Genomic DNA, 13567 nt, shown 5'->3' with positions numbered 1-13567 from the left:
GATGACGCACGTAATCACGCGATCCTGCTGTAACGACGGATCTTGCGTTGCCGTCTGCCCGGTCAATTGCATTCATCCGACACCGGACGAACCGGACTTCCTCACCGCCGAGATGCTCTACATCGACCCGGAGACGTGCATCGACTGCGGCGCCTGCATCGACGAGTGTCCGGTGAGCGCGATCTATCCGGACGATCAGCTCCCCGAGAGGGAAGAGCCCTTCCTCCAGATCAACGCCGACTACTACAAGGACCACGACGTCGAAGGCGGACTCGTGCGGCATCCCAAGCCGCCGCAGCTGCCCGACACCGAACTCCGTGTCGCCATCGTCGGAGCCGGGCCCGCCGCCTTCTACGCCGCCCAGGAGTTGGTCAAGAAGGCCCAGGTGCGCGTCGACATGTTCGACCGTCTGCCCACCCCGTACGGGCTGGTCCGGGCCGGAGTCGCCCCCGACCACGCGCAGACGAAGGGGGTCGAGGAGACCTTCGCCGCGGTGGAGCGGAAGCGGAACTTCACCTACCACCTGGGCGTGGAGGTGGGCGAGCACATCACCCACGACGAACTGCGCGAACGCTACGGTGCCGTCCTCTACGCCGTCGGCGCCGCACACGACCGCCGCCTCGACATCCCCGGTGAGGATCTGGCGGGCTCGATCGCCGCGACCGACTTCGTGGCCTGGTACAACGGCCACCCCGACCACGCACAGCGGGAGTTCGACCTCAGTGCCGAGCGCGCGGTGGTGATCGGCAACGGAAACGTGGCGCTCGACGTGGCGCGCATCCTGGTCACCGATCCCGACGAGCTCGCACGGACGGACATCGCCGACCACGCACTCGACGTCCTCCGCGCGTCCAAGGTGCGCGAAGTGGTGGTCGTGGGACGGCGCGGTATCGAGCACGGCGCCTTCACCAACGGGGAGTTCGTGTCGCTGGCCGACCTCGAAGGCGTCGACGTGGTGATCGACGAATCGGAGTTGACGCTGTCCGAAGAGACGGCGGCCGCGCTGGCCGACGACTCGCTGGACTCGGTGATCGCGACCAAGATCCGCCTGGCCCGGGAGTTCGCCGCGATGCCGCGGACCGAGGGGAGTCGACGGATCGTATTCCGCTTCCTGACCTCTCCGGTGGAGATCACCGGTGACGGTGCGGCCGCCTCGGTGAAGCTGGTGCGCAACCGCTACATCGGCGACGGCGGGATCGAGCGCACCGACGAGATCTCCGAGCTCGACGCCGGGCTGATCGTCCGGTCGATCGGATACCGGAGCCGGCCGATCAAGGGCCTGCCCTTCGACGAGGGCCGGTCGGTGGTCCCGAACGCCGGCAGCCGCGTCCTCGACGGGTCGGCCGGGGATCCGATTCCGGGCGTCTTCGTCGCCGGCTGGGTCAAGCGCGGACCCACCGGGGGCATCGGCCGGAACCGGCTGTGCGGCGAGGAGGCCGCGGCGGCGATCCTGGCCGACTTCGCCGCCGGCGCGCTGACGGATCCCGCGGTCGACAACTCCGACGTCGCCGACCTGGTGGCCTCTCGCGGCGCACATCGCGTGGATCTGGCGGGCTGGAAACGCATCGACGCGGCCGAACGCGAGGCCGGGTCGGAGTCCGGCCGCCGACGGGTCAAGTTCGTCTCCGTGGAGGAGATGACCGGCGTGGCCGGTCAGGCCGATCCCGTCGGACAGGCCCTCTAGTGCGGATCGCGCTGCTGTCGTACCGCAGCAAACCGCACTGCGGGGGCCAAGGCGTGTACGTCCGCCATCTCTCGCGGGAACTGGTCGCACTCGGCCACGACGTGGAGGTCTTCTCCGGTCAGCCGTATCCCGAGCTCGACGCCGGCGTCCGGCTCACCAAGGTGCCGAGCCTGGACCTGTACGGCGAACCCGAACCGTTCCGGACTCCGCGGCTCGGCGAGTATCGCGACTGGATCGACGTGCTCGAGGTGGCGGCCATGTGGACCGCGGCGTTCGGTGAACCGCTGACGTTCAGTCTGCGGATGGCGCGGCTGCTGCGCGGCCGGCGAGCCGACTTCGACGTGGTGCACGACAACCAATGCCTGGGCTACGGGCTGCTCGATATCAAGCGTCAGGGTTTCCCGCTGGTGGCGACGATCCATCACCCGATCACCCGCGACCGTTCGCTGGCGGTGAAGGCCGCCGTGGGACTGAAGAAGATCAGCGCGTGGCGGTGGCATTCGTTCCTGGCGATGCAGGGCCGCGTGGCGCGGCGGATTCCGTCGCTGCTGACCGTCTCGAACAGCAGCGAACAGGACATCCGCGATGCGTTTCACGTGGAGCCGGGCGCACTGGCGACCATCCCGCTGGGCGTCGACGTCGATCTGTACGCGCCCCGCGGCGAGCGGGTCCCCGGGCGGATCGTGTGCGTCGCGAGCGCCGACGCACCGCTCAAGGGGGTCTCGTACCTGCTGGAGGCGGTCGCCAAGGTGGCCGTCGAACGGGACGTGCACCTCACGCTGGTGTCGAAGCTGGATCCGGATGGCCCCTCGGCGCGGCTGATCGACGAACTGTCCATCGGCGAGCGGGTGTCGGTGGTCTCCGGACTCGACGACGCCGAGCTGGCCGACCTGTTGGCGAGCGCGGAGATCGCCTGTGTGCCCTCGCTGTACGAGGGCTTCTCGTTGCCCGCGGTGGAGGCCATGAGTTGTGGCACACCGCTGGTGGCGACTCGTGCGGGCGCGATCCCGGAGGTGGTCGGCGAGGACGAGTCGGCCGCCCTCCTGGTTCCTCCCGGCGATGCCGGCGCTCTCGCGCAGGCGCTGCTCCGGCTGCTCGAGGATCCGGAACTGGCGGCGCGCACGGGCGCGGGCGGTCGCGCCCGTGCCACCTCGAGGTACAGCTGGTCGGCAGTCGCCAAAGCGACAGCGGATCGATATCGGGCGGCCGTCGACGCCGCCGCGGGCGAAGGGAACTGACACGTGCTCACTGTGGATTTCGACCGTCTCGCCGTCGGACCGGGAGTCAAGGCCATCGACATCGGCGCCGGTCAGGGCCGTCACTCGTATGAGATGCTGCGCCGCGGTGCGGAGGTCATCGCCTTCGACCAGAACGAGAAGGACATGGCCGACGTCGCGGAGATGTTCGGCGCGCTGGCCGCGGCGGGGGAGGTTCCCGAATCGGGTGTCGCGCGCACCGAGGTCGGCGACGCGCTCGCGCTGCCCTACGACGACGAGTCCTTCGACGTCGTGCTGATGTCGGAGATCCTGGAGCACATCCCCGACGACGAGGCGGCCATCGCCGAAATGGTCCGCATCCTCAAACCCGGCGGGTCGGCCGCGGTCACCGTTCCCCGCTACTGGCCGGAGAGGGTGTGCTGGGCGCTCTCGGACGAGTACCACGAGGTGGAGGGCGGCCACGTCCGTATCTACCGCGAGTCGGAGCTGGCCGACAAGCTCGCGGCAGCGGGCCTGGAGATCACCGGATCGGGACACGCGCATGCCCTGCACGCGCCGTATTGGTGGCTCAAGTGCGCGGTCGGCGTCGACAACGACCGCAACCCGCTGGTCCGCGGCTATCACAAGATGCTGGTGTGGGACATGATGAGTAAGCCGTGGGTCACCCGTGCGGGCGAGCAACTCTTGAATCCGCTCGTCGGGAAGTCGGTGGCGATCTACTTGCGCAAGCCGGCCGGACTCGCCGAATCCGCGTAACGATGGCCGTCCCCTCCGTGTCCGGCGTCCTGACGCCCGCGCAAGTGCGCGCGACCGGAGCCGCGATCGTCGGAATGCAGGAGCCCGACGGTGCGCTTCCGTGGTTCCCGGGCGGCAAGACCGACCCGTGGGATCACGTCGAGTCGGCGATGGCCTTGTCGGCGAGCGGCTACCTCGACGCTGCTCGTGCGGCGTACGAATGGTCGGCGCACACCCAGCGCGACGACGGTTCCTGGCCGATGGAGCTGCGGGCCGGGCGGGTCGTCGACCCCGGCGTCGACAGCAACTTCTGCGCCTACATCGCGGTCGGAGTGTGGCATCACTATCTGATCACCGGTGACGAGGCCTTCCTGTGGAGCATGTGGCCCACGGTGCGTGCCGCTCTGGACCGGGTGTTGATGTTCCAGCGCGGCGACGGGGCGTTCCGATGGGCGGCCGACTACCGGACCGGAGCCATGTTCGACGACGCCCTCCGGACCGGCAATTCGAGCATCTACTCGGCGCTGTGCTGCGGTATCCGCATCGCGGGCGAGGTGGGAGCCGACGCCGGCACGTGGGAGCGTTCGCGCGGTGACCTCGCGGTGGCGTTCACCCGGCCCGACGAGGTCTTCGTCGCGGCCGGCGAGCATTCGATGGACTGGTATTACCCGGTTCTCGGCGGGCCCCTGCGCGGCGATGCCGGCCGCGCGCAGATCGATGCGGAGTGGGAGAGGTTCGTGGTTCCCGGACTGGGAGCGCGGTGCGTGGACCATCGCCCGTGGGTCACCGGCGCCGAGACCAGCGAGCTCGCGCTGGCGCTGGAGGCGCTCGGCGACGTGGATCGCGCGGCGGCGATGGTGGAGTCGATTCAGCACCTGCGTGATCCCGACGGTTCGTACTGGACCGGGCTGGTCTTCGCGGACGGTAAGCGCTGGCCGGTGGAGCGCAGTTGCTGGACGTCGGCCGCGGTGATCCTCGCGGCGGACGCGATCAGCCGTGCGACACCCGCCGGCGGCATCTTCGCCGAACTCGACGACGACCGTCTCGCAGCCGATGAACCGGTAGCGCAAGGGCGATGATTGGACTAGTGTCCAGTCTAGCGTCCAGTGAGGGCGTCTGAGTTCGGAGGGCCAAGTGGATTACGGAATCGTGCAGTTCACCAGCGACCGCGGTCTGCGACCGCACGAGTTGGCGCCGCTGATCGAGCAGGCGGGCTTCGCCGCGTACTACGTGCCCGAGCACAGTCACATCCCGACCAGGCGCGAGGCGGCCCACCCGCGGACCGGCGACGCGAGCCTCCCCGACGAGAGGTACACCCGGACGCTGGACCCATGGACGTCGTTGGCGGCCGCGGCGGCGGTCACCTCACGCATCGAACTGTCGACGGCGGTGGCGCTGCCCGTGCAGTCGGACCCGCTGACCCTCGCGAAGACGATCGCGACCCTCGATCACCTGTCGGGCGGACGCGTGCGCCTCGGCGTGGGCTTCGGCTGGAACCTGGACGAGTTGTCGGACCACCACGTCCCGGCGGGCCGCCGGCGCACGATGCTGCGCGAATACCTCGAGGCGATGCGCGCCCTGTGGACGCAGGACGAGGCCGAGTACCACGGTGAGTTCGTCGATTTCGGTCCCAGTTGGGCGTGGCCGAAACCGTCCCGGACCATCGGGGTGTCGGTGGGCGCGGCGGGCACCGAGAAGAACTTCACGTGGATCGCGCGCAATGCGGACGGTTGGATCACGACACCGGGCGAGACCGACATCGACGAGTCGGTGGCCCTGCTCAAGACGATCTGGGCCGACGCGGGACGCGACGGCGCACCGCAGATCGTCGCGCTCGACATGCGGCCGGACGCCGAGCGGCTGGCGCGGTGGGACCGGATCGGAGTCACCCGCGTCCTCTACGGGCTGCCGGACGAGAACGCCGACACCGCGCGCTCGTATCTGGAGAAGCTGGCGGGCAAGCTCGGACTCGGAGTCGCCGCGTAGGCTCAGCGGATCCGCCGCAGGACGCGCAGTGAACCGTGCGCGGACTGCTCGGTGAACCGGCCGGAGTCGAGGGCCTGACGGTAGATCTCGTACGGCGGCCGCCCGCCGTCGTTCGGGTCGGGGAAGACGTCGTGGATGAGGAGTGCGCCGCCGGCGCGGACCCACCCGGACCACCCGTCGTAGTCGTTCTGCGCGGCCTCCATCGAATGGCCGCCGTCGATGAACACGAAATCCACCTCGCGTCCCCAGACCCGCGCGGCGGCGGTCGAGGGCGCGAGCAACCCGAGCACGGTCGATTCCAGCCCGGCGTCGTACATCGTCCGCCGGAAGCGGGCGGCCGTGTCGAGCAGTCCGCTGTGACTGTCGACGAGTTCGGTGTCGTGGTACTCCCAGCCCGGCTGATGCTCCTCCGAACCGCGGTGGTGGTCGACGGTGACCACCAGGGCGCCGTATGCTTCGGCGGCGGCGCCGAGGAACACCGTCGATTTTCCGCAGTAGGTGCCGATCTCGACGCCGATGCCGACCGAGTCGGGCTGCGAGAGATACGACGTCGCCGCCTCGTGCAGTGCGAGGGCCTCATCGAGCGGCATGAAGCCGGGCGCTTCGTCGGCTACGCGCAGACGCTCGTCGGACAGTCCGTTGGTGGGGGAGGTCAATGCCATCGTTCAATCGTATAGACAGGTGTCCGACGGTTACCGTGGAAGTCATGAAAGCACAGGTGATCGTCAATGAAGTGGGCCCGGAAGGCCTGGAACTGCAAGAGATTCCGGCTCCCGAGCCGCAAGCGGGTCAGTACCTGGTGGATGTGCGGTCGTGCGGAGTGTGCTTCCCCGACCTGCTGATGAGCCGCGGCGAGTATCAGCTGCGGCCGCCGCTGCCCTTCGTTCCAGGCACCGAGGTTGCCGGCGTCGTCGCCGCGGCTCCGGAGGGCGGTCGGTTCGCGGTCGGCGACCGCGTGGTCGTCGCATCGATGCTCGGCGGATTCGGTGAGCAGATCGCCGTGGCCGAACAGCAGTTGTTCCCCCTGCCCGACGAACTGAGCTTCGACGAGGGCGCCGCGCTCGGCATCAACTTCCAGACCGCGCTGTTCGCCTTGAAGATGCGGGCGAATCTGCGGACCGGCGAGACCGTCGGGGTGCTCGGTTCCGCGGGCGGCATCGGTGTGGCCTCGATCATCGTCGCCAAGGCACTCGGCGCCCGGGTCGTCGCGGTGGTGCACCGGACCGGCAACGAGGAGATGCTCCGGGCGCTGGGCGCCGACGAGGTCATCGCACTGACCGAGGGGTGGAAGGACCGGGTCCTCGAGCGCACCGGGGGAGGCGTGGACGTGCTGATCGATCCCGTCGGCGGTGAGGTCTTCGACGAGGCGCTCCGCACCGTCGCGCCCGACGGCCGTTTCGTGGTGATCGGCTTCGCCGCCGGCGGCATCCCGACGGTGAAGCTCAACCGCGTGCTCTTCCGGAACATCTCCGTCGTCGGCGCGGCATGGGGCGAATACATCCGGACGCACCCCGAGGTGCCCGGGCTGCTGCACGAGGACATCGTCCGGTTGGTCGGGGAGGGGATGCGACCGCCGGTGAACCACGTCTACGAACTCGCCGAACTGCCGCGGGCGCTCACCGATCTGGCCGAGGGTCGCGTGCGGGGCAAGGCGGTGGTGCGGATCTCGTGACCGCGGCCTCCCGGACCGCGGCGGCGAGGTCCGCGAGCAGGGCCGGATCGGCGCGGTAGGGCGTGTTGAAGCCCAGCCGGTCCACCCACGGTCCGTACCGATCCACCAACTCGGCAGCGCCCGAGCCGATGTCGTCGACGGTGACCGCGACGGCGTCGACCAGCGCGTCGTCGACCATCTGAGCCATCGCCGTCCAGTCGCCTGCGCGTGAGAGCTCGTGCAGCCTGGGGCCGAGCTCGGCGCGGCCGACGGCTTCGAGCACCGGATGGTAGGCGGGCGTGGAGCCGTAGAACGCGACCTGCGTCCGCACGGCTTCGCGCGCCGCCGCGCGGTCGGCTGCGTCGCGCCCGGTGATCACCATCGCCGAGTGGTGGACCTCCGGGACCCGGCGCCGCGCCGACGCCGCGCCTGCGGCCAACGCGGGCAGGGTGGTCTCACGCAGGAACGCGGGCGGGCACAGCGGATGCGAGAGGAATCCGTCGGCCGTCTCGCCCGCGACCGCCGTCATCCTCGGCCCCACGCCCGCAAGCCAGATCGGCGGCGGACCGAAGCCCTCCACCTCTCGCGCGTCGGGCCGGAACAGCGGCGGCATCAGCGTGTGCTGGTAGAACTCGCCGCGGTGGTCGAGGCGGCCGCCCGTCTCCCAGCTGTCCCAGATCGCGCGGATCGCAGTGACCATGTCGCGGATCCGGTCGGCGGGGCGGCTCCACGGCATCCCGTATCGCCGGGTGATGTGCGGCTTGATCTGAGTGCCGAGGCCGAGCACGAACCGCCCGCGTGAATAGGCCTGCAGGTCCCATGCGGTGGTCGCCAGCAGCATCGGGTTTCGGGCGAACGCGATCGCCACCGAGGTCCCGAGCCGTACCCGCTCGGTGCGTTCCGCGGCGAGCAGCAGCGGCAGGAACGGATCGTGGGCGCCTTCGAAGGTCCACACTCCGTCGTATCCGGCCGATTCGGCGGCGGCCGATGCCGCGCCCATCTGCTCCAATCGACAGACGATCGTCGTGTCGACATACACGGTGTCAGCCGATTCCGAAGAGCGCGGCGGCGTTGTCGTGGAACACGCCGCGCAGCCAGCGGTCGCCGAGGTCGAGCCGGGCGCAGGCGGCGAGCGCCTCGGTGTAGCTGTACGGAATGTTGGGGAAATCGCTGCCGAAGAGGATCTTCTCGCCGACGTCCCGGAGCCGGCCGAAGAGCTCGCGGGGGTACGGCGCCGACTCCTCCGAGAACGCGGTGAACGACATCGTCGTGTCGAGCCGGACGTTCTCGTACCGTTCGGCGAGTGCGAGGAAGGGCTCGTACTCGGGGGTGCCCATGTGCGCGACGATGAGCGGCAGGCTCGGGAACCGCCGCAGCAGTTCGTCGATCGGTTCCGGGCCGGTGAACTCGCCCGGTGCCGGACCCGAACCGCAGTGGATCACCACGGGGATCTGCGCGTCGTCGATCCGTTCCCACACGCCGTCGAGCAGCGGATCGATCGGCGAGTACGCGCCGACCTGGATGTGCGACTTGAAGATCCTCGCTCCGGCGTCGATCGCCTCGGAGACGTACGCCGCGGCCCCCTCCTCCGGGTAGAAGGTCGCCGTCTGCAGGCAGTCCGGGTGCGCCGACGCGAACTCCGCCGCCCAACTGTTGAGCCATCGGGCCATATCGGGTTTGTGGGGATAGATCATCGACGAGTACGCGCGCACACCGAACGCGCGCAGCGTCTCGACGCGGCGGTCCTCGTCGGCCCGGTAGGCGATCGGCCACTGCCTGCCGAGCATCGGGCCGGCGGAGTCGAAGTACGCCCAGACCTTGTCCATCACCCGGCGCGGCATGAAATGGGTGTGCACGTCGATGAGACCCGGAATGCCCAGCTCTCGCCAGATGCGCTGAACGGCTTCGGACTCCTCGGCGGAGAAGGGCTCCATGCGATGATCGTCACACATGGCCTCGACGCTACCGAACGGCCGATCGGTGGCCGGCGGACCGGTGGGAACGATCGAGCCGGGTGGGTCATTCGCCGCGGGTGACGCCTCCGGATCCGCCGGCCCACAGTGACCGACCATTGCAGTGACCGACCATTGGGTTACCGACCATGCCGGACGCGTGGGTCGCGCGACGGGCGACGAAAGGACTGCGATGGACGAAACCGGGTCCTGCGCCGCTGCAACGCCGACGGTCCGGCCGCCGGTCGCGCAGATGATCGCGCTGACCCCTGTCGGGATCGCGGTCGGCGCGTTGTGCGCGCTCGGGCTGTGGGGCGTCTCGGCGCTCGCGGAACTGGTTCAGAAACTGGTCTGGGACGATCTCAGTGCCGCGCTCGGCGTGTCCGGCGACAACGGCTGGTTCATCTTCGGGACGCTCACCGCTGTCGGTCTGCTCGCCGGACTCGTGATCCGGTACCTGCCGGGCCATGCCGGCCCCGATCCGGCGACGGAGGGACTCGTCTCCACTCCTCTCGAAATACGCGTGCTCCCCGGCCTCGTGCTCGCCACCGTTCTGACCCTGTCCGGCGGGGTGAGCCTGGGGCCGGAGAACCCGATCATGGCGATCAACGCCGCGATCATCGTCGGGCTGGGTGTCCGGCTCGTGCCGAAGCTGGGGCAGAAGGAGTGGATGGGGCTGTCGACCTCGGCCACGATCGGCGCGATGTTCGGGACACCGGTCGCCGCGGCGCTGATGCTGTCCGAACTCAACAGCGGCGATCCCCGCGTCCCGCTGTGGCACCGGCTGTACGTGCCGCTCGTCGCCGCGGCGACCGGTTCGTTCGTGATGCTGCACTTCACCGATCTCGGGCTGTCGATGGGTCTGCCGGACGAGACGATCGGCGGTGTGGTCCACGTGCTCCTCGCCATCGGTGTCGCGGCGGCCGCGGCAACCGTCGGCGTGGTCGGTGCCGCGCTCTTCGACCCCCTGCACCGACTGCTGAACACCCGGTTGCCCGGTCCCGTGGTGCGGCTGACCGTGGCCGGGGCGGTCCTCGGCGGCCTCGGTGCGCTCGGCGGCACCATCACCCTGTTCAAAGGCCTCGAGCAGATGAACGAGCTGCCGGGCGAGGTGGCGACCACCACCGCCATGGGATTCTTCGTGTTCGCGGCGGTGAAGCTGTGCGCGCTGCTGGTCGCCGGGGCGTCAGGTTTCCGGGGCGGCCGGATCTTCCCCGCGGTGTTCATCGGAGCGGCCTTCGGATTCGGCGTTCACACACTCTGGACCTCGATACCGCTGACCCTGTGCGTGAGCGCGTCGGTAGTCGGGATCTCGGTGGCCGCTGCGCGCAACGGCTGGCTGAGTCTGTTCCTCGGGTTGGCGATCGTGCCGCAGATGGATCTCATGGTTCCACTGCTCTTCTCCACGCTCGCGGCGTGGCTGGTGGTGGCTAACGCACCGGAATTGAGTGCTCGGCCGGTCGAGATCCGACGAGATTCGCAGGATACGGAGAGGAACGTCTGAGGTGGCCGTGTCAGCGATCATGCGCCGGATCCGAAAGATCTCGCGGCCGAGACCAGCGGATGCCGTATCCGGTCTGGTGACCGCGTTGTTCTCCATCCCGGAGGGGATGGCGTACGCGTCGATCGGTGGATTCAATCCGGTCAGCGGTCTGTATTCGGGGATGCTCTCGACACTCGTGGGGTCGATGTTCGCCCGGACCGCGTTGATGGTCACCACGCTGACCAGTGCTATCGCACTGTCGTCGCAGAGCGTGCTGTCCTCGGCCGGCCTCGACCCGCACGACGTCGGGAACATCGCGATGCTGACGGTGGCGGTCGGTGCCGTGATGCTGGTGATGGGTCTGCTGCGCGTCGGCGCGATCATGGACTTCGTCTCGAGCGCCGTGATGACCGGATTCACGGTCGGCATCGCCGTACAGATCGTGGCGGGGGTGCTCGGCGACGTCACCGGCTACGACCCGGAACGGCACAACACCGTCGTGAAGTTCGTCGAGGTGCTCGGACACGTGCCCCAATGGTCGGGGGCGTCGGTGGCGGTGGCGCTCGGCACCGTCGCGGTGTGGGGAGTTCTGCAGTTCGTCAGACCGGTCAAGTCGTACGCCACGCTGATCGCACTCGTCGCGGTCACCGCGGTGGCCGCGGTGACCGGCGCCGACACGGAGACCGTCGGTGATATCGCGAAGGTGCCGAACAGTCTGCCGCCGTTCACGTTTCCGGATCTGAGTGCATTCCCGAACCTCGTTCTCGGAGCGTTCGCCATCGCCCTCGTCGGTCTCGCTCAGGCAGCGGGCATCTCGGCGGCGGTGCCGAACCCGGACGGATCGAAGGCGAGTGCGTCCGGGGACTTCTCGGCGCAGGGTGCGGCCAACATCGTCGGCGGCTTCTTCGGATCGCTGCCGACCGGCGGCTCCCTGTCCCGCACAGGTGTCGCGGTCTCCGCGGGCGCGACGAGCCGCTGGGCGGGCGTCTTCGCCGGTGCGTGGCTGGTGGTTCTCGTGCTGATCGCCGGCGCCGCCGCGCAGATCATCCCGATGCCTGTCATCGGGGGACTGCTGTTCGTCATCGGGTTCGAGTTGATTCAGGGTCGATGGGCCGACGTCACTCTGGTTCTGCGCACGGCGCCGCTGAGCGCCGTCGCGATGGTGGCGACCTTCCTCGCGACGACCCAGATCCCCCTGCAGTACGCGATCCTCGTCGGTGCCGGAATCTCGCTGGTGCTCTACTGCGTCCAGGCGGCACGCAGCGCCCGGCTGCTGGCGCTGGTCCGAGACGACGAGGGCTGGTGTCTGGAAGAACCGCCGAAGACGCTGCCCGCCAACGGAATCACCGTGCTGTACTACGCCGGCGTCGCGCTGTTCGCAGAAGTGCCCCGCATCTCAGAGACGTGGCCGGCGCCGCCCTCCGCACCGGGCCGGTTCGTGGTGATTCTGAACGTACGCGTCCTGCCCGACGTGCCGTCGGCGACACTGCAGAAGCTGCTGCGCGCGAAGGCCGAGGCATTGCGGAAGTCGGGCGGGCGTCTCATGCTCGCAGGCGTCAGTTCCGCGATGATCGACGCGGTGACGCGAGCGGGCCTGGTCCGAGCGCTGGGCGAGGAGAATGTCGTGCCCGCGTCCCGGCATGTCTTCGGTGGTCTCGACACCGCCTACGCCGAAGCCCAGCGCTGGCTCGCGGAGACCGACGGGAACGGTCCGGACACAGGTACGTCCTGACCTCGTCGTCAGGCGTCGTGATCTGCGGCGGTCGCTGCACGCAACTTCGCGATCTGATCCGGGGACGGGAGATTCCTCGGTGAGACCATGATTCCCTCCGCCGTCACCGTCGGGCCGTCCGCGTCGCAGAGTTCGGCCCGCACGAAGACCTTCCGTCCTTCCGATCCGGTGGTGCGGGCGCGCAGATCGACGTCGCCGAGAGGTGTCGGGCGCAGGTACTTCACGGTGAGCGTGCCGGTGAAGCAGGGGGTTCCGTTGCCGACGCTGGCCGCTTCGCCGAGCATCTGATCGAGCAGCATGGCCGAGATCCCGCCGTGGACCAGGCCGGCCGGGCCCTCGTACGCGGCGCCGAGCCGTACCCGAGCGGTGGCCGTCCCGTCGTCGTGGTGGTCGACCCGCAGCGGGGGAGCGATGGCGTTGCGCACACCCACGGCCGCGTTGCCCCACGGCATGCCGGTGAAGTCGCGGGTGAACGGCACTCCGTAGCTGCCCGGCTTCTGCGCTGCGCGCAGTGAGGCGGTGACCGCGTCGATCCGCCGGCGCGCGTCGTCCAGATCGTCGTCGGGCACCTCGGTGCGGATCACCGCGTCGATCAGCGCGCGGACCGACTCGGTCAGCGGTTCCACCACGGCGAGCTGCGCAGCGATCTCGTCGGCGCTGAGGTCTACCAATCGAAAGTCCATGCCGGTCAGCCTATGGTCGTGCGCGGTCTCGACGGGCGCGGGTTCGGGCTCAGTGCTCGGACTTCCGGTGCTTGCCGGCGACCTCGCCGAACATCATCGTCATCTTGGTGCCCAGCGGCCAGCCGACGTAGTAGCAGAGGAACAGTCCGATCTCGTTCAGCTCCTCCGGCGTGAGTTCGCCGTTGCCGAGCGCCGCCGCCGCCTGGATCTCGGCGACGTCCACCTGACCGTTGGCGGCCAGCGCGCCGAGGAGGACCAGCCTGCGGTCGCGGTGGGTGAGGCCCTCGCGGCTCCACACCTCGCCGAAGACCTGATCGGCGGTGTGCGCGAAGAAGTCGCCCGGACCGTCGGACATCTCCCAGCCGTACACCTCCGACATCGTCGCCAGGCCCTTGCGGCGTCGCTCGGTCATCGGGGGCAGATCGTCTTGCGGGGTCGGGTTCA

General features: G+C 69.3%; 13 protein-coding genes. 8 read left to right on the top strand and 5 right to left on the bottom strand.

Annotated features, from left to right (window positions below):
- Position 1 precedes the first annotated feature (1 nt).
- The 5 genes from ABFX36_RS01365 to ABFX36_RS01345 are packed head-to-tail and all read left to right on the top strand — an operon-like array spanning position 2 to position 5622.
- Entirely contained in the window at positions 2-1684 is a 1683-nt protein-coding gene (locus ABFX36_RS01365) for an FAD-dependent oxidoreductase (protein ID WP_346074719.1), read from the top strand.
- Entirely contained in the window at positions 1684-2922 is a 1239-nt protein-coding gene (locus ABFX36_RS01360; protein WP_062367404.1) for a glycosyltransferase family 4 protein, read from the top strand. The genes ABFX36_RS01365 and ABFX36_RS01360 overlap by 1 nt, the downstream gene beginning before the upstream one ends.
- Before the next feature lie 3 nt (positions 2923-2925).
- A complete protein-coding gene (locus tag ABFX36_RS01355) occupies positions 2926-3657 on the top strand; it encodes a class I SAM-dependent methyltransferase (protein ID WP_222111199.1) in 732 nt (243 codons plus the stop codon).
- A gap of 2 nt (positions 3658-3659) precedes the next feature.
- On the top strand, positions 3660-4715 hold the full coding sequence (locus ABFX36_RS01350; protein WP_346074718.1) for a prenyltransferase: 1056 nt from the start codon (positions 3660-3662) through the stop codon (positions 4713-4715).
- A 55-nt stretch (positions 4716-4770) separates the two neighbouring features.
- Entirely contained in the window at positions 4771-5622 is an 852-nt protein-coding gene (locus ABFX36_RS01345; protein WP_006894431.1) for an LLM class F420-dependent oxidoreductase, read from the top strand.
- Positions 5623-5624: 2 nt separating this feature from the next.
- On the opposite strand, the gene ABFX36_RS01340 is transcribed toward ABFX36_RS01345, so the two are convergent.
- Positions 5625-6284 (bottom strand): class I SAM-dependent methyltransferase, encoded by a 660-nt coding sequence (locus tag ABFX36_RS01340; RefSeq protein ID WP_222111196.1) that lies wholly within the window; start codon positions 6282-6284, stop codon positions 5625-5627.
- 44 nt (positions 6285-6328) lie between these two features.
- Here ABFX36_RS01340 and ABFX36_RS01335 point away from each other — a divergent pair, with 44 nt between their 5' ends.
- On the top strand, positions 6329-7294 hold the full coding sequence (locus ABFX36_RS01335; RefSeq protein WP_197462931.1) for an NADPH:quinone oxidoreductase family protein: 966 nt from the start codon (positions 6329-6331) through the stop codon (positions 7292-7294).
- Here the strand turns inward: ABFX36_RS01335 and ABFX36_RS01330 are convergent.
- Positions 7239-8273: a TIGR03617 family F420-dependent LLM class oxidoreductase gene (locus ABFX36_RS01330; protein WP_278126164.1), complete on the bottom strand. Its 1035-nt coding sequence runs from the start codon at positions 8271-8273 to the stop codon at positions 7239-7241. The genes ABFX36_RS01335 and ABFX36_RS01330 overlap by 56 nt on opposite strands.
- A gap of 43 nt (positions 8274-8316) precedes the next feature.
- Entirely contained in the window at positions 8317-9225 is a 909-nt protein-coding gene (locus ABFX36_RS01325; RefSeq protein ID WP_062367426.1) for an amidohydrolase family protein, read from the bottom strand.
- A 193-nt stretch (positions 9226-9418) separates the two neighbouring features.
- Here ABFX36_RS01325 and ABFX36_RS01320 point away from each other — a divergent pair, with 193 nt between their 5' ends.
- Positions 9419-10729 carry an ion channel protein gene (locus ABFX36_RS01320; RefSeq protein WP_346074717.1) on the top strand — a complete coding sequence of 437 codons (1311 nt, stop codon included), beginning with the start codon at positions 9419-9421 and terminating at the stop codon, positions 10727-10729.
- A 1-nt stretch (position 10730) separates the two neighbouring features.
- Positions 10731-12440 (top strand): SulP family inorganic anion transporter, encoded by a 1710-nt coding sequence (locus ABFX36_RS01315; RefSeq protein ID WP_346074716.1) that lies wholly within the window; start codon positions 10731-10733, stop codon positions 12438-12440.
- 8 nt (positions 12441-12448) lie between these two features.
- Here ABFX36_RS01315 and ABFX36_RS01310 read toward each other — a convergent pair whose 3' ends face one another.
- Both ABFX36_RS01310 and ABFX36_RS01305 read right to left on the bottom strand, forming a co-directional pair.
- Positions 12449-13123, bottom strand: a complete 675-nt coding sequence (locus tag ABFX36_RS01310; protein WP_346074715.1) for a PaaI family thioesterase — start codon at positions 13121-13123, stop codon at positions 12449-12451.
- Positions 13124-13172: 49 nt separating this feature from the next.
- Positions 13173-13535 carry a carboxymuconolactone decarboxylase family protein gene (locus tag ABFX36_RS01305; protein ID WP_062367423.1) on the bottom strand — a complete coding sequence of 121 codons (363 nt, stop codon included), beginning with the start codon at positions 13533-13535 and terminating at the stop codon, positions 13173-13175.
- Positions 13536-13567: the final 32 nt, after the last annotated feature.

Origin of the sequence: Gordonia cholesterolivorans (assembly GCF_039531975.1) — a bacterium.
Taxonomy (GTDB): domain Bacteria; phylum Actinomycetota; class Actinomycetes; order Mycobacteriales; family Mycobacteriaceae; genus Gordonia; species Gordonia sihwensis.
Note: the sequence above shows the minus strand (reverse complement) of the source record. Positions and strands in the feature narration are given on the sequence as shown.